The following is a 16,691-nucleotide window of genomic DNA, read 5'->3' as shown; positions in this document are numbered from 1 at the left end:
TTATATTTTTAGTGTTTCAGCATTAATAGCTACTATTACAGTTGAGAGTGACATTAAGATCGCACCGACTGCTGGGGAAAGTAAAATCCCCCATGGAGCTAGGATACCAGCAGCAAGTGGTAGTGCCACAATATTGTAGCCAGCACCCCACCATAAATTTTGGACAGTTTTTCTTTGGGTATGCTGCGCTAGTTTCAAAAAACTAATGATATCCAGTGGTTCACTATTAACTAAGACCACGTCAGCTGAATCCACCGCAACATCAGTACCTGCACCAATGGCTACACCAATATCAGCTTTAGCCAAGCTAGGGGCATCATTGATACCGTCACCGACCATCATTACCTTTTGACCTTTATCTTGTAATTCAGCCACAATTTTTTGCTTGTCTTGCGGCATTAAACCTGAGTGAACTTCTGTAATTCCAAGTTTTTGGGCAATGTTTTGGGCAACATTTTCATTATCCCCAGTTAGCATCACGGGCGTGATATTCAAAGCTTTAATTTGTTTAATTAGTTCAGCAGCGTTAGTCTTAATTTCATCCCCCACGGCAACGTAACCTAAAAGTTCATTGCCCGCAATCAAGTAACTCGAGGTATAGTTTAAAGCATCAACTTGCGGAAAATTATTGACAATACTTCTAGCTGTTTTTTCATTTACTAACTGGTAATCTTTACTGTTTAAAGTTCCAGCAACACCTTTGCCGTCAAGTGTTTTACTATTTGACAATGGATAGAGCTCAATATTTTTTTCCTTAGCAAACTGTAAAATGCTTTGCGCAATCGGGTGATTAGAATCTTGCTCAAGTGAAGCGATCAGTTTAATTACTTCATCTGCACTGTACGACTTATTCAAGCTGTCACATTTGCGCACTTGAAACTTGCCTTCCGTCAGAGTGCCAGTTTTATCTAAAAGCAAATAATTAATTTTAGAGCTGACGCTGATCACGTTGCGATTTCTGATCAATAAGCCATTTTTAGCACCGATTGAGGTACTCTTAGCATTTACCAGCGGAATTGCCAACCCTAAAGCATGCGGACAAGCAATTACTAAAACGGTAACCATCCGTTCTAGCCCACCTGCTATTCCCCGCAAACTAGTCCAGACAATTAGAGCAATAATACCGAAAATTAACGCGGCGTAAAACAGCCAGCTTGAAACTCGATCAGCCAAATTTTGTAATTTTGACTTATTCATTTGTGAAGACTCGACAAGTTTATTGACGTTTGCTAAAAAGCCTGAATTAGCTGAATTGGTGACCTTGATAGTTAATGTGCCAGAACCATTAATAGAGCCGCCAATTACTTTATCACCTTTTTTACGAGTAATTTCGCGTGATTCACCAGTCACTAATGATTCATTAACTTGGCTTGAACCGGTGATGATGACACCGTCTAATGGAATACTTTCACCAGCTTTTACCAATATAACTGCATCTTTTTGTACATCATTGATTGCCGTATCTTTAACTTGATCACCCGATTGTACGTGAACTTTATCAGGTAAAAGTTTTGCTAAATCATGAACAGAACTATTGGCATTCATGACAGATGTCATTTCTATCCAATGTCCTAAAAGCATAATTAAAATTAATGTTGCCAGCTCCCAGAAAAAATCCATCACATGAACTTTACTGTTTAGCAAATCATTTTTTACAAAAGCATACAGACTATAAATATAAGCCGTAGTGATACCCAAGGAAATAAGGGTCATCATTTCGGGCTTTTTATCTTTTATTTCATAGTACGCCCCGGATAAGAAAGGCTCTCCGCCGTAGAAATACAGCACAGTTGCGAAGATCACCACTACCCATTCAGAACCCGGAAAAGAGAATTGAAAAGGCAAATGGACTCCCATCGCTGGTGATAAAAATATAATCGGTAAAGATAAAATCACAGAAACCCAGAACTTTTTCTTCAAATTGCCCATATGCATCATGTGCCCGCCATGCATCATCATATCATGGCCACCCATTTGCATGGATGAATCATTGTTATTCATTGAATGATTCATATTATGATTGTCGTTCATATCCATATTGTTCAAATTGCTCAGTCCCATCTATTTAAACCAAATTTTGCTCTTTAGTTTAATCTACTTTTATAAACAGATGGTGTCAAAAAATTAGCTTTAATAATATGAACTATATGTTGATCTATTTGTTTTTGGCTGCGTGATAAAAATGGAATGCAAAACCTATTGCCAAGCCCACAATAGCTGGAAATACCCAGTCCATTCCGATATCTGCAAAGGGTAAAAAGCGCATTTGAAATGATTTTAACTGCAGTGCCCAGGGCTGCTTGCTAACAACAGCGGGAAAAGAAGCGATCATATCCAAAATAGCTGGAATGAAGGTTAAAGCGATCCCCCAGAAATAGACAATTGGATCACGGTCAAAAAGAGAGCCGGAAATAGATAAAATAATCAAGACCATTGCTATAGGATATAAAAACATCAGCATTGGTGTTGACCACGAAATAATAGTATCTAGACCAAAATTAGCAGTAATAAAGGAAACGAGCGTCATTATTGTCAACCAACCATGATAGCTGATTTTATTAAAACTACGGTGAAAATCTTGGGCAAACGCTGCAATCAAGCCAACTGCAGTAGTTAAACAGGTTAAGGTAACCAATGTAGCCAGCAAAGCATGACCAAAGTTACCTAAATAATAAGTCACGATTTGATTAAAAACAGTGCCGCCTTCTGCTGAAACTTTAAAATGGTTTAAAGTAGTTGCTCCTAGCCAAATTAAGCCCACATAAATTACTCCTATAGCACTGGTCGCAATGACTCCTGCCCTAGCTGTAACTTCAGCGTTGCTTTTAGCCGAAGTTTTTCCCAGTTGTCTGACAGCAGAAACGATTGTATAACCGAAAGCTAAGCCCGCTAATGCATCCATCGTGTTATAGCCTTCTAAAAAGCCATTAAAAAATGGAGCAGTTTGGTAAGCAGCAGTTACGTTTTGCTGCTTTGCCGCACCCATAGGTGAAAAAGCTGCTAACAAAAAGACGGAAAACAGCAACAACAAAAATAAGGGATTTAGAATACGACCTATACTATCCAAAATGGTGGATTGCTGGTATGAAATAATAAACGCCAATATAAAAAAGATTGCAGAAAACACCAGTAATGCCGGTTTCGCCACAGATTTGGGCAAGACCGGTTGCAAACCAACTGAAAACGAAATACTTGCAGTCCGCGGCGTTGCAAATAATGGTCCTAAAGTTAAATGAATCAAAACCATAAAAGCAAGGGCAAAAATTTTACCTAACGGTTTACCAATGTCGTAAACACCTTTGGCATGACTGGCACTGATTGCGAGCACAGCTAAAAGTGGTAATAAAACTGCAGTCACTAAGAAGCCAAAAGTAGCCATCCCCCAATTAGCTCCTGCAATTTGCCCCAAATGAATAGGAAAAATCAAGTTACCAGCACCAAAAAATAATCCGAATAACAAAGAAGCAACAACTAAATATTGTTTCCAAGTTAATGGTTTGGTATTTACATCTTGTTCAATTTCTTCCATCATGATTCCTCCTAAACAAAAAATCAAACACAAATTAATATGATAAAAAACTTTGATAAATAATAGGGTAATAAAAAAGCACCCTTGATTAAATCAAGGGTGCTGTCAGCACGGTACCACCTATATTACTGTAAATATTTTTTCTGCTAAAAAATCTCACAGTCACTTCACGTACGGTAAAAATTACGATACGCTAACACGTTAATGGGTGTCACCAATATAAGCTACTAATCATTCACCATATAGCTCAAAGTTACTTTCAGTTTGCCATCACGGTCCATTTTCAGCTACAGGACTCTCTAAAACGCTACATGCAAACTTACTTATCTTTTCATCGCTTTATCAATATTAATGATATTTTAATCAATGCCTTTTTTCATGTCAACTATAATTTTGAAAACATCGTTAATATTTAGATGGTACATCACTAATTTAAACTAATTTTGTAAAGATTTGACTTTTCTTGTTACCACATAATGACATGCTAAACCAATTACTAAACCTAGCAAGGCTGGAATAATCCAATCCATTCCAATTGCTGCAAACGGCAAGTATTTCATTTGCACACCTTTTAAAGCTAGTGCCCACGAACTTTGGCTTACTACAGGTGGAAAAGCAGCGATCATATCTAAAAATGCAGGAACAAGTGTGAACAGTACAGTCCAGAAATATACCACTCTATCTTTGTTAAATAAATTCGCAGTAATTGAAAGCAGGATTAAGACCATTGCGAAAGGATAGAGAAACATCAACATTGGTGTTGACCAGGCAATAATAGTGTCCAGACCAAAATTAGCAGTCAAAAATGAAGCTAATGTCATTAAAAATAACCAGGTATGATAACTAACTTTAGGGAAGCTCCGGTGAAAATCTTGAGCAAAAGCAGCGATTAAACCGACCGCAGTAGTTAAGCAAGTCACTGTAATCAGGCTGGCCAAAAGCGCATGCCCCACATTGCCCAAATAATATGTCACAATTTGGTTGAAAGTGGTACCGCCATCAGCAGCAATTCGATAATGTTGCAAGGTAGTTGCACCCAGCCAGATCAAGGCTACATAGATGACACCAATAGTTAAAGTTGCCAATATACCTGCTTTGGCAGTGACTTTAGCATTACTTTTGGCAGTGGTTTTGCCCATTTGTCTGACAGCAGTCACAACGGTTACCCCAAATGCTAATCCAGCCAGCGCATCCATCGTATTATAGCCTTGCAGAAAGCCGTTAAAAAAGGGAGCCTGTTGGTATGCTAAAGTTACTTTTTGAGCTGAAGCTCTACCCATTGGCGAAAAGAAACCCATCAGAAATACGATAAATAGTAGTAACAAGAATAATGGATTTAGCACTTTGCCAATGCTGGTTAAAATGTTTGATTCTTCATAAGCAACCACAAACGCACATACAAAAAATATAGTTGAAAAAATTAGCAGACCAATTTGAGCCATGCTCTGCGGCAACATGGGTTCAATTCCTACTTTAAAAGAAATACTAGCCGTACGGGGTGTACCAAAAAGAGGTCCGATAGTAAGATGAATTAAGATCATAAAAACTAAAGCAAATGTCGAGCCCAGAGGCAGTCCAATGTCATATACGCCTTTGGCATGCGTCACACTGATAGCCAAAACCGATAATAAAGGCAATAAGACAGCAGTTACCAAAAAACCTAAAGTAGCAACTAGCCAGTTTGCACCCGCCATTTGTCCCAAGTGAATGGGAAAAATGAGGTTTCCTGCTCCAAAAAATAATCCAAATAATAAAGATGCTACAACTAAATATTGTTTCCAAGTTAGTGGTTGCTGGTTAACATCTTGCTCAAGTTCGTTCATGCATAAACCTCCAATTATAATAAAAATTGTTATTGCTCATTTTTTCTTCCAGTGAATTTTTTGCCATTTTAAATAAAAAAAGCACCCTGAATTTAATGAATTCAGGGTGCTTTAATTGGCACGGTACCACCTTTTTTACTGGCAAATTATCTCAAATTAATTTAACCAATCACTTCACGTACGGCAATATGCGATACGCTAACACAATAATGGGTGTTACCAATAATGGTTACTTTAATTCACCATATAGCTCCAAGTGATTTTCAGTTTGCTTTTGCGGCTCTATTTCAGTCTCCAGAGCTCTCTGTACGTTACCAGTAAACTTACTTTTCTCTTCATCGCTTTTAAGATATTAAAGGTATTTTAGTTTTTAATTAAAACATTGTCAAGTTTTCTTCAAAAATCAAGCCACTATTTTTGTGCCATGAACTTGTTGTACGTTTAATTTTTTAGCAATAAAATCACAATTTGTGCTTGTAATACCACCACCGGGTAAAATCTCTATCTGTCCGTTTGCCCAGGAAATAATTTCTTTAAGGTGGGAAATATTAGCCAAGATAGGTTTGCTCAGCTTACCGCCATGTGTCAAAATTCTTTTAACACCCTGTTCAGCCAACCAACTTAGCTCTGCCTTTTGAATTATTTGGGGAATTTCGTCAAAAGCCATGTGCATGACTACTTCAACGTTCAAAGAATGAGCTAAACTAAGCAGCTGTCTCATTTGTAACTTATTTAAATGGTTTTGGGAATTTAAGCAGCCAAATGCTACCCCCTGTGCTCCTAATTTGGCTGCTACTTCTAAATCACTAGCCATAATCTCAATTTCACTTGCACTATAAACAAAATTGCCACCACGCGGCCTAATCATTACCACTACTGGAATATTGCAGTTTTTAGTATAAGCGAGAGCTTTTTTCATTACACCGTATGTGGGTGTTGTCCCCCCTAACGCCAAGTCATTATTTAATTCTATTCTTTGAGCGCCATTTTTTATTACACGGGCAATATCGGTAAAATTTTCTACACAGGCTTCTTTTAGCATTTAAATTCCTTTCTCAAAAGTTAGTAAAAATAGCAGAAGCAAACAATTTTATCATTACTTAGTTAAAAGCTGAAATTCGGGTTTTATTATTTGGTGCAGGGTTAGCTGTAAATATCCGGGCTTTGTGCTTATTATCAGCAACACAAAAAGTAAATTCAACATTAGTTGCGACACCCCATTCCCCCTTATTGTTCAGGGCAATTAATGAAATCTCACCAACTTGCCCATAGCGTTGTTTTAGTTTTTTACAAAAAGAATAAACAGCTGAGTCACATGCTTCTTGCGGGCTTTTACCTGCAGACATTTGCCGCACAATTTCATAAGATAAACAACCTTTCATAATATCTTCACCAAGACCGGTAGCAGCCGCTGCTCCTATATCACTGTCAGCATAAAAACCTGAACCTGATAAAGGAGAATCACCAATCCGACCATTTTTCTTCATAAATAAACCAGATGTTGAAGTTGCTACCGTAATAGCACCTTTTTGATCTAAAGTGATTGCGCCAACAGTGTCGTGACCAGCATAGGGGTGAACATCATGCTCATGAGTCTCTTTAACTTTTTGCCGCCATGTTTTCTTGGCATTAGTAGTAAGCATGTTAGTCATTTCAAAACCATTTTTCATCGCGTAATTGGTAGCACCTTCACCTACTAAAAAACTATTGGTTTTGTTTGAACTCAATTTGCGCGCCACAGAAACCGCATGCTTGACATTTTCAATTGCGGCAACAGAACCTTGTGCGAGTGTATTACCATCCATAAAGGCAGCATCCATTTGCACGATACCGTTTTCGTTGGGCAGCCCGCCATAACCGACAGAAGTATACTCGGTATTAGATTCAACCTGATTAATTAGTTTTTCAACTGCGTCTTTGGCATCTGTACCTTTTTTAACAAGTCTGCTGAGGTTTTTAGGCCCTCATAAGACATATTCCACGTTGAAATTACCGCCCAATTATTCATTTTTAATCTTCCTTTTAAATTAGTATAGTAATAATACTAAACTAGAGCAGATGAAGTAACAAGTTCCATCATAAAAATCTTTGACGGGCAAAATAAAAAAGCTTTGAATACTACTATTCAAAGCTTTTTTGATTACCACATGCCGATAACTTTAGTCCAAACCAGACCGCCGCCTAACCATATAATGTTAAGTACAACACCAATTATGGCGCTTAGTTTCCACCAATCTTTGTTAGAAACGTAGCCTGTTGAAGAAAGCAAAGCGGCAGGACCTGCCGAATAGCTTGAAGTTGACAAGTATAAAGAACCGTCTAAAGCTAGCATTAACGCTGCCATCATAGGTGGCACTCCGGCACCGATCGCAATTGAGAGAAATCCTGCATATAGAGCAGAAATTTGTGTAGAAACACTTGGAAATAAATAGTGGAGGTAGAAGTAAACCAAGAACAAGATTACCAGTACCAAAACCCAATTCATACCATTAAGTGCACTACCTAAAGTCTTTGAGAACCAAGGGAAAAAGCCCAAAGTCATTAATTTTTGAGACATCAACATGATAATTGAAAGCCAAGTTAAGATGTTCCAAGCAAAACTCTGACCTAAAATATCCTTAACATTGATAACGCCAAATACCAATAGTAATGCAACTGCAATAAAGCTGACTAAAGTAGCGTCAATGCCAAACTTAGAGCCTACTAACCATAATACAACTGACAGGACAAAAACCACACCCATAATTTTTTCTGCAGCTGTCATTTTGCCTAATTCTTGTAATTTTTTGTCTGCCCAAGCATGAGCATTAGGTGTTTCTTTGATCTTAGGCGGGTAAATTTTATATAGAATAAAAGGTACTAATATTAAGGAAATTATGCCTGGTACGATTGCAGCTACAAACCATTGCATCCAGGAAATAGTAACGTTTTGGGTCTTTGCTATTCCTAATGCCACCATGTTACCGGCTAAACCAGTTAGAAACATGGTGGAAGTAACGATGTTAACTTCGTATTCTGTAAAGACCAGGAATGAACCCATGTCACGCTCAGTTCCCTTTTTAGGATCTGAACCCATTTCTCTTGATAAGTTATCAATAATTGGGTACATAATCCCGTTAACACGAGCATTGTTACTTGGGATACCAACTGCCAGAACAGTCTCCACTAGGGATAAGGCATAAGCCAAACCTAAAGTTCTCTTGCCAAAAGTTTTGACAAAGAAGTAGGCAATTCTTTTACCAAGACCCGATTTAATAAAGCCGGCCGCCATAAACATACACATAGCGACCATCCATGCCGTGGAATTACCAAAACCGGCGGTGACTTCTTCCATCTTAAAAATACCAGTTAATGTAGCAATCACCACCGCTATTATTGTAGTTGCCATCATTGGTAATGGTTTAGTTACACAGGCAATTATAGTTGCAATAAATATGGCAAAAAGATGCCAAGCTTGAACGTTAATTGCCGCTGGTTTTAATGGAGTTAGCAGCCATAAGCCAATGCCAATAGCTAGTGGCAAAACCCACTTTTTCCATTGTATTTTATCTAACATTTCTTTATTCTCCTTTAGAGCTATTTTGTGCTTTCTTAATCGCCGCATTCACGGCTTCCTTTAAAGCATTAGTTGTGGTAGAAGCTCCTGAAACTGCATCAACATTCGTAGAATTATTGCTTACCATTTCCTGGGGTATACGGTCAATGGCTACAGCTCCAATTCCTTCCGTTTCATGATTTTCTAGTACTTCGATTTTTTTGATTTCATTATCAAAATAGGTCACGCGAACCAAAATCCTACCGCCAATACCTGCTTCAGAAGATCCTAGAAACTGATTTTGTCCCAGCTCAATTTGATCGTCCTTTTCTCCATCCAAAAGATCATTAATTCGCGGTAATTTCTCCGTTAAATTAATCGAATCCTCAATTGGCTCTAACTTGGCAGCATTTTCTCCAGCAATTTTGCCAAAAATCAAGCATTCAGCTAAGTTGCCACCGCCCTGGTAACGATTGACGCACATTCCGCCAAGCTCACCAGCTGTGTAGAGGCGTTTGATTGGTTGATCGTTGACATCAAGTACACGGGCAAACTCATCATGTTCTGGCCCACCTTGGGTATTAAGCACTGCGGGAGCCAATTTAACTGCATGGACGTCATCTTTTAAATCGAAACTAGTCATTGACTCAGGTGCACGACCAAATTCCAAATCCTTGCCGTTAGTGGCAAACTCGTTAAATTGCAAAACAGTATTTTCTAGATTTGCGGCTGGTAAATTCATCTTTTGGGCTAATTCAGTCAGTGAACCGGCACTAACAACCTTGTCAAAGAACTTACCGTACTTGAGCTTTCCTTGCTTCTGTTCTAAGACGAATTTTTGATATTGCTGATTATCAAAGACCAACCAAGCATTGTCGTAAGCGTGAGGCAATAAATAGTCCCCGTGTTCAGCGATATGACCATGTCTGAATTTAGCATCTTCGCGCATAAAGCGAGTGCCGTCGTCTGCCACCGCAAAAATCGCACCTGATTTGACATTTTGCCAGCCGCTAACTTGCCGACCACGCTCATTTTCACCTTCAGCAATTACATAGCTGGGGACGATGCCTAATGACTCATAATTGCTCATGTGCCACATTTTTGCTCCAACTTCACTAGTCATTTTAATTCCGTCACCCTTATTATAGAGAGTGCCCAGCGGGGTTAATTTAGTGACGTGCAGGTAATCCTGCTGCATCTGCTTATTATTTTCAAAGCCACCTGTAGCAACGATTACTCCTTTGCGAGCATGAATATAATATTGTTTCTTGTTACGATTAATAATTACTCCAGCTATTTCACCAGTTGTCTCGTCCTGCAATAAATGCTCTGCTTTAGAATTAAGCCAGACATCAATGTTGGCAGCATTTTTGACGACTTGAGCACGAATTACTTTCCATAATTCAGCATCAAAGTCTTGATTATGAACCAAGGCAAAATCAAAGGTTTCAGAGCCGCGATATTCAGGATACTCACATAAATTCTTTTTCTTTGCTAAATGGTCACCCGGTTGATTATCACGTGACCAGATAAAAGGATCAATACCAAAATACTTTTTAAAATATTGCGGCATATTAACAAAGCCATCAAGATAAGCAGCCATTGTTTTCTGATCAAAATTATATGGCGCTGCCAGCTGCTCATAATATTCAGCAATCTTCTTTCTATCATGTGCCATAGCAACATGCTGTGCTGAATAACGGGTGTTACCACCCTCATGACCATAAGGAGCAGCGTCAACTAATAAGACTTGAGCACCATTTTCTGCCGCAAAACGAGCTGCCGTGCCTCCGGCTCCACCAAAACCTAAAACGACTACATCATACACACCATTCCACTTAGTTTTTTCGTTGATTTTCATTTTTGCACTTCTTTACTGCTTTTCAGCGTTCTCAATTGCTTGGTTGACCGCTTCTTTAAAAGCAGCACTAGTTGTACTTGCGCCACTGACCGCATCAACCTCTGTAGTTTGCTTTTCAATCATTTCATTAGTTAGAACGGGAATTGCTTTGCCTCCCAAATAAGGCGTTTCTTTTTCTTGCAGTGTTTCAATTTGAGAAATCTTATCACCTGACATCGTGACGCGTACCACAATTGGGACATCATTTATGCCATTTTCACTAATTCCGATTCCCTGATTAGGTCCAGCTTCAAAATCAGTTGAAGAAGCATGGGCGTCAGATTTTAGATCAGGGTTTTTTGAAGCACCTGTAACTACATCAACTTCAGCCATTTTTCTTTTTGGCCACGCAGCATTTTCTCCTGCAATTTTGCCAGAAATTAACAAATCAGCAATACTGTTTGCACCAATATATTTGGTAGCAAAAATGTCTCCTAATTCACCGGCTTCATATAAATGAGGAATAACATTATTCTCCATGTCCAAAACTTCGCAATTTTCATTACGACGAGCGCCACCATGTGTATGCAGAATGTTGTGGCAAATTGGGATAGCATAATATGGACCTGCGCCAAAAGCACGCATTGTTTCAATTTTGCGATTTAAAAACATATCGCGCTTTTTTTCATTGACTAAAAAGTTAAAATCACTGACAGCTTCAGCCAATTTTGGTGCGGCAATCTTGTCAGCTAATTCGGCAATAGTTTCAGCTTTTATGGCATAGGTAATCAGGCTTTTAATTTGTTCAGCCTTATCTGAATCGTCATTGGCTAGTTGCTCAAATTGCCTTTGATCCATAATGATATGTGGATGATTTTGATTAGGCTGCATAATCCAGTTGCCGTGGTTATATTTGTAACCATGACGGTCTTCTTCGTCTTCACGGTAATACCGGGTGCCATCATCGCCAGCAACGAAAATACTGCCATTAAACAAGCTCTTCCAGTTGATCATATAGGCAAATTTTTCTCTTGGCGCGCTTTCTCTTAAAGAAAAGCCATGTGAATCATAGTTGGACATATGCCACAGTCTAGCGCCAGCTTCAACAGCCAAATCAATTCCTTTACCTTGATTATATAAAGTACCAATTGGAGCTAAAGAACCTTGACCTAAAAATGTTTGAACCATATCTTGGTTATTTTCAAAGCCACCACATGATAGAACTACACCATTTCTGGCAGCTACATTTCTATTTATACCTTGATGTTTAATTTGCACACCCAAAATGGTTTTAGTGTTGGGATCCTGAATTAAATGTTGTGCAGGACTTTCAAACCAAACATCAATTTTGTCTAAACGCTCGTAAACTTTTTTACGTAATAATTTCCAGAATCCGCCATTATACATACCAGCAGTCATGCTTTGTGAGCGCATTGTTTCTGCATGCTTGTATTCTGGATATTCTCCTTGAGGTCTTCTCCCGGTATATTGTGCTTCAATGCCAAAATATTTTTGAGAGTACTCCTTCATCTTCAAAACATTATTGACAAAAGCGTCTAAATCTTTTGGATCATACTTAAAGGGATAATAAGTTTGCTTATAATATTCACGGAGATCAGCAAAATTATCGCTCCAAGCAAAAGCACCACCAGCATACCTGGTATTGCCACCTTCATGACCTTCGGGAGCTGAGTCAATGAGCAGAACGTGCGCATTGTTATCTGCCGCAAATCTTGCCGCTCCGGCACCAGCTCCGCCGAATCCGACTACAATTACGTCGTAAACGGCGTCCCATTTGAGTGTTGAATCGTAGATCAAATTTTTCACCATCACTTTCTTATAAACTATTCTTAACGTAAATATATCTTGACCAACTTTTTAAGTCTAATTAAATTTTTTGAAAAAATATTTTGGTTTCATAATACAAAAAGTTATTATAGCAACTTGTTATTGTACATTAAAGCTAAATTTAATATAATTTAATCAGATATATTTATAAATTTTATTTATTTAGGAAGTACTCATGAATGAAAAAGACTTATTATATTTTTGTAAATTAGTCGAAACTGGTAACTATACCACTACAGCCGCATTCTTTGACGTTACCCAGCCCACAATTTCCATGGCAGTGAAGCGGTTGGCAGATAAGTTCGATGATCCACTAATATTGCAAAAAAATCGCAAAAGTAAAATAACTTTGACCGATGCCGGCGACTTACTTTATAAAAGAGCAAAAATTCTATTGCAAGATATCGCCAGTATCAATTATGATGTGATGCATGCCAGTGACAAAAAAATTCGGCTTGCCTTTTCTGGAGAGGCCGGTAGCCTTTACATTGCCGATATTATACAAAAATTTTATCAAGCAAATATTGCTAATTTAATTGAATCTAGAATCGAAAGATCGGCTAACGCATTTTCTGACTTGACCGACGGCACTGTAGATGTGGCAATATATTCGTGGATGGTTCCTATTAATGATCCCGAATATTTTATTCATAACCTGCAAAGAACTGAACTAGTCATTATTACCAGTACAAGCGACAAGTGGCGGGATGTCCACCAAATTAATGCATCCGACTTACGCAACCGCAAGTTTGTGGCTCGCGAAAGAGGCTATTTAACTAGAGAATGCCTGGAACAGGAAGGGAAATTGGGCGATTTTACGCCACAGATTTCATACACTGCTACTACAATGAGAATGATGATAGAATTAGTTAAACGCAATGTAGGCATTGCTCTTGCCATGGAAAGCAGTCTAAAAGAGGTTTCTGATATTCACGTCATTCGGTTAAAACCAGGTCAAAAATTGTGGGCATACATGCAGATAGCAATGAGAAAGAGTTTTATACCAAACAAGTATCAGCGCAAAGGGATTGAAATTCTGCGACATTTTAAACCAGATGAATATCAATAATTTGGGCATAAAAAAACTCATGACTTTTCAGTCATGAGTTTTTGATATTACAGTTGAACTTTATGATAAAAGATTAAACAATAATGCAGCTAATGTACCACCAAGAAACGGACCAAAGACTGGAACCCAACTATAAGCCCAATCTGAGTCTCCTTTGTTAGCTATTGGCATAAATTGATGTGCTAGTCTTGGACCAAGGTCACGAGCCGGGTTAATAGCGATTCCAGTAGGTCCTCCCAAGGAAAGACAGATTGCTGTAATCAAAAATCCGGCTAATAGTGGATTCAATCCAGGAGCCAACTTAATATTGGTCAATCCGAGTAAACCGTAAACTAAGACAAAGGTTGCAATCATTTCTGTAAAGAAATTCCAACCATAGCTTCTAATTGCCGGTTCCGTAGCGAAAGAACCTAAAATTCCACCTTTGTCAGTTGTTTCTGCCCAATGTGGGTAGTATGTCAACCAAACTAGGATACCACCAATAAAGCCGCCGGCTATTTGTGCCACAATATATGGCAAAACTGAAGACCAAGGTAATTTATTTGCAATTGCCATACCTAATGACACTGCTGGGTTAAAATGCCCTGGACAAAGCCAACTGACACAGAACACGCCAAATGTTACAGCGAAGCCCCAGCCAAAAGAAATTGCGACCCAGCCGCTGCCTTCAGCTTTTGACTTTTTTAGATTGACACCGGCGCAAACGCCATCTCCTAGCAATACTAAGATGATAGTTCCGAAAAACTCACCCATTAATTGCATTGTTAAGTTACTATTCATTTTTATCTCCTACTATGATTATTGAGCCCTTTAAAGTCTCAAAATAATTATTAGTAGTAAACTGTCCCCATTTAGAATATATTACTTTATTAGTTTAATGTAAACCCTTTCTGCAATAAAAAATATTGTGAGCTCACTTTTTAATTTTTAATGGTTCTAGTTGCTGTTCAATCTCAGACAGATTAACTCCAGCTTCTACTAAAGCTGCTGCCGTATATGCTCCTTCAATAAAAGAGACATCATACACATGTATTTTCTTAGAAGTCATTTCTTGCGCCAGTTCCAAATTCATTTTGGCACTACCTAAATCATAAAAGGCCAGAATTTCGCTTGCTTGATTATCACTAAATGCTTGCAAAATTTTATCCATACTGGTACCGATGTCTTGATCATTTGTACCACCAGCAATCGTAATAGGAACATCTTTAGCTACTTGCTTTAAGAGCTGGTTCAAACCTTTTGTAATTTCTGGGACGTGTGAAACTAGTGTAATTCCTAAATTCATAAAATGCCCTCAGTTTCTAATAATGCCTCAAAAAGATAGCCGCTTGATTGAGAACCGGGGTCAATATGACCCTTCGATCTTTCTCCTAAATATGATGCCCGCCCTTTTTTAGCCACCATTTCTTTAGTATGAGCTACTGCTTCATCGATTTTAGCGGCTGTTAAAGAATGGTCTTTTACTTCAGGAACTAATTCTGTCCAAACATCAACCATAGTTTTATCACCAGGAACAGCTCCACCACGCTTTTTTATTCCAGTTAACGCTGCTTCTAATAATTCACCGATATCACTGGTGGAGCTGCTTTTTTTAGCCATCTCTAAAAAAGCAGTACCGTAAAGTGGTCCTGAAGCACCACCAACAGTAGAAATTAAAGTCATAGCAATTTGCTTAAAAGCATCTGTAATGGAATCTGGCATCGTACTTAATTTTTGACTAACAGCGCTCATACCGCGGCTCATATTAAAGCCGTGATCACCGTCACCAATTGCAGTGTCAAGATCACTTAAATATTGTTTATTTTGCTCAATTTTAGTGGCAAAATTATTCATCCATTCAACTAAGTTATTAACAGTTAACCCCATATTACAAACTCCTTTGTGATTACCAAGCTATTGTTTCAACCGGCTTATTCAAATATTCCAGCCATTTCTCATCTGCTAATTCAAAAATAGTAAGAGAAATACCAGCCATATCTAAAGAAGTCATATAATTACCGACTTTCATAAATGCCGGCTTGACGTTAAACTCATTTAGTTTATCAAGTAAATCATTACTAAAGATGTACTGTTCCATTAAAGGAGTCGCACCCATGCCATTAACTAAAACCGCATATTTTTTGTGCCCATCTAAGTGCATTTCATCGTTCAATTTTCCAACTAATTCTGTGACTAAATCTTTTGCCGGTCTAATTTTTTCACGACGATAACCCGGTTCAGAGTGAATACCGACGCCATATTCAATTTCATCATCTTTTAAAACAAAACCTGGTTTGCCAGTTTCCGGATTGGTTGCTGCTGAAAGAGCAACAGCAATAGTCTTAATATTCGGCAAGACCTTTTTAGCAGTGGCATCAATTTCGTCTAAGCTAGCACCTTCTTGAGCTAATGCTCCAACAATTTTATGCATGAAAATTGTGCCTGCAACACCGCGTCTTCCTTGAGTAAAAGTACTATTTTCAACAGCAATATCATCATCAACGACAATTGATTTAACTTTGATATTATCCATATCAGCCATATCTTTTGCCATATCAAAGTTCATGACATCTCCGGAATAGTTCTTAATAACTAAGAAAACTCCTTTACCTTGATCAACAGCTTTAATTGCTTCATAAATTTGATCTGGGGTTGGCGATGTAAAGACTTGTCCGCAAACTGCTGCACTTAGCATGCCTTTACCAACAAAACCAGCGTGAGTAGGCTCATGACCTGAACCTCCTCCGCTGACAATGCCGACTTTGCCGCTCATTGAATCTTTATCTGCTCTTACAACCGCTGCAGTATCTTTTATTTTTTCAAGATATTGCGGGTAGGATCTCACCATACCTTCAACCATTTCTGGTACAACATTAGCAGGATCATTAATAATTTTCTTCATGACTTATACTCCTTAAACAAACTGAAAAAACAATTTAATTGTAACGCTTACATTATTTATTATACCAAGTACAGATTGCATAAACCATTGAGTCTGCAAAAATTATATATTTTGATAGCAAAAAAGCTTTAGTTTTCTTGTAAAAAAGATTAACTAAAGCTTTTTA

At 38.2% G+C, this 16,691-nt stretch carries 12 protein-coding genes, 1 pseudogene and 2 other annotated features; of the genes and pseudogenes, 1 reads left to right on the top strand and 12 read right to left on the bottom strand.

The features are described from left to right. The 8 genes and pseudogenes from H3T47_RS07220 to H3T47_RS07185 form a co-directional block, all read right to left on the bottom strand. Positions 1 to 2,061 carry a copper-translocating P-type ATPase gene (locus H3T47_RS07220; protein WP_233335881.1) on the bottom strand — a complete coding sequence of 687 codons (2,061 nt, stop codon included), beginning with the start codon at positions 2,059 to 2,061 and terminating at the stop codon, positions 1 to 3. Positions 2,062 to 2,155: 94 nt separating this feature from the next. Then, positions 2,156 to 3,529: a branched-chain amino acid transport system II carrier protein gene (gene brnQ, locus H3T47_RS07215; protein WP_199283054.1), complete on the bottom strand. Its 1,374-nt coding sequence runs from the start codon at positions 3,527 to 3,529 to the stop codon at positions 2,156 to 2,158. Between the two features lie 92 nt (positions 3,530 to 3,621). Further along, positions 3,622 to 3,873: a binding site (T-box leader), on the bottom strand. A 93-nt stretch (positions 3,874 to 3,966) separates the two neighbouring features. Then, on the bottom strand, positions 3,967 to 5,352 hold the full coding sequence (brnQ, locus tag H3T47_RS07210) for a branched-chain amino acid transport system II carrier protein (RefSeq protein WP_199283015.1): 1,386 nt from the start codon (positions 5,350 to 5,352) through the stop codon (positions 3,967 to 3,969). 99 nt (positions 5,353 to 5,451) lie between these two features. Beyond that, positions 5,452 to 5,700, bottom strand: a binding site (T-box leader). 55 nt (positions 5,701 to 5,755) lie between these two features. Then, positions 5,756 to 6,394 (bottom strand): copper homeostasis protein CutC, encoded by a 639-nt coding sequence (locus H3T47_RS07205; protein WP_199283014.1) that lies wholly within the window; start codon positions 6,392 to 6,394, stop codon positions 5,756 to 5,758. A 58-nt stretch (positions 6,395 to 6,452) separates the two neighbouring features. Next, positions 6,453 to 7,360 (bottom strand): annotated as a pseudogene (locus H3T47_RS07200) (N(4)-(beta-N-acetylglucosaminyl)-L-asparaginase). A gap of 132 nt (positions 7,361 to 7,492) precedes the next feature. Beyond that, the gene (locus H3T47_RS07195; protein WP_199283013.1) at positions 7,493 to 8,908 is read right to left on the bottom strand and encodes a DASS family sodium-coupled anion symporter; all 1,416 of its coding nucleotides are present in this window, start codon (positions 8,906 to 8,908) and stop codon (positions 7,493 to 7,495) included. Between the two features lie 4 nt (positions 8,909 to 8,912). Next, positions 8,913 to 10,748, bottom strand: coding sequence for an FAD-binding protein (locus H3T47_RS07190; protein ID WP_199283012.1), 1,836 nt, complete (start codon positions 10,746 to 10,748; stop codon positions 8,913 to 8,915). A gap of 12 nt (positions 10,749 to 10,760) precedes the next feature. After that, positions 10,761 to 12,545: an FAD-binding protein gene (locus tag H3T47_RS07185; RefSeq protein ID WP_199283011.1), complete on the bottom strand. Its 1,785-nt coding sequence runs from the start codon at positions 12,543 to 12,545 to the stop codon at positions 10,761 to 10,763. Positions 12,546 to 12,750: 205 nt separating this feature from the next. On the opposite strand from H3T47_RS07185, the gene H3T47_RS07180 reads away from it, so the two are divergent. Then, on the top strand, positions 12,751 to 13,644 hold the full coding sequence (locus tag H3T47_RS07180; protein WP_199283010.1) for a LysR family transcriptional regulator: 894 nt from the start codon (positions 12,751 to 12,753) through the stop codon (positions 13,642 to 13,644). Between the two features lie 60 nt (positions 13,645 to 13,704). Here the strand turns inward: H3T47_RS07180 and H3T47_RS07175 are convergent, their stop codons facing one another. The 4 genes from H3T47_RS07175 to dhaK form a co-directional block, all read right to left on the bottom strand. Further along, on the bottom strand, positions 13,705 to 14,424 hold the full coding sequence (locus H3T47_RS07175; RefSeq protein ID WP_109918439.1) for an MIP/aquaporin family protein: 720 nt from the start codon (positions 14,422 to 14,424) through the stop codon (positions 13,705 to 13,707). Between the two features lie 133 nt (positions 14,425 to 14,557). Beyond that, positions 14,558 to 14,929 carry a dihydroxyacetone kinase phosphoryl donor subunit DhaM gene (dhaM, locus tag H3T47_RS07170; RefSeq protein WP_199283009.1) on the bottom strand — a complete coding sequence of 124 codons (372 nt, stop codon included), beginning with the start codon at positions 14,927 to 14,929 and terminating at the stop codon, positions 14,558 to 14,560. After that, positions 14,926 to 15,510 (bottom strand): dihydroxyacetone kinase subunit DhaL, encoded by a 585-nt coding sequence (dhaL, locus tag H3T47_RS07165; protein ID WP_187158936.1) that lies wholly within the window; start codon positions 15,508 to 15,510, stop codon positions 14,926 to 14,928. Before dhaL ends, dhaM begins: the two co-directional genes overlap by 4 nt. Before the next feature lie 19 nt (positions 15,511 to 15,529). Beyond that, positions 15,530 to 16,525, bottom strand: coding sequence for a dihydroxyacetone kinase subunit DhaK (dhaK, locus tag H3T47_RS07160; RefSeq protein ID WP_109918442.1), 996 nt, complete (start codon positions 16,523 to 16,525; stop codon positions 15,530 to 15,532). Positions 16,526 to 16,691: the final 166 nt, after the last annotated feature.

Source organism: Lactobacillus sp. W8093, assembly GCF_016100925.1.
Taxonomy (GTDB): Bacteria; Bacillota; Bacilli; order Lactobacillales; family Lactobacillaceae; genus Lactobacillus; species Lactobacillus helsingborgensis.
Note: the sequence above shows the minus strand (reverse complement) of the source record. Positions and strands in the feature narration are given on the sequence as shown.

Excerpts from the sequence above, each read along its gene's own strand:
- H3T47_RS07220 (WP_233335881.1), bottom strand. The coding sequence starts at position 2,061 with ATGGGACTGAGCAATTTGAACAATATGGATATGAACGACAATCATAAT.
- brnQ (WP_199283054.1), bottom strand. The coding sequence starts at position 3,529 with ATGGAAGAAATTGAACAAGATGTAAATACCAAACCATTAACTTGGAAA.
- brnQ (WP_199283015.1), bottom strand. The coding sequence starts at position 5,352 with ATGAACGAACTTGAGCAAGATGTTAACCAGCAACCACTAACTTGGAAA.
- H3T47_RS07205 (WP_199283014.1), bottom strand. The coding sequence starts at position 6,394 with ATGCTAAAAGAAGCCTGTGTAGAAAATTTTACCGATATTGCCCGTGTA.
- H3T47_RS07195 (WP_199283013.1), bottom strand. The coding sequence starts at position 8,908 with ATGTTAGATAAAATACAATGGAAAAAGTGGGTTTTGCCACTAGCTATT.
- H3T47_RS07190 (WP_199283012.1), bottom strand. The coding sequence starts at position 10,748 with ATGAAAATCAACGAAAAAACTAAGTGGAATGGTGTGTATGATGTAGTC.
- H3T47_RS07180 (WP_199283010.1), top strand. The coding sequence starts at position 12,751 with ATGAATGAAAAAGACTTATTATATTTTTGTAAATTAGTCGAAACTGGT.
- H3T47_RS07175 (WP_109918439.1), bottom strand. The coding sequence starts at position 14,424 with ATGAATAGTAACTTAACAATGCAATTAATGGGTGAGTTTTTCGGAACT.
- dhaM (WP_199283009.1), bottom strand. The coding sequence starts at position 14,929 with ATGAATTTAGGAATTACACTAGTTTCACACGTCCCAGAAATTACAAAA.
- dhaL (WP_187158936.1), bottom strand. The coding sequence starts at position 15,510 with ATGGGGTTAACTGTTAATAACTTAGTTGAATGGATGAATAATTTTGCC.
- dhaK (WP_109918442.1), bottom strand. The coding sequence starts at position 16,525 with ATGAAGAAAATTATTAATGATCCTGCTAATGTTGTACCAGAAATGGTT.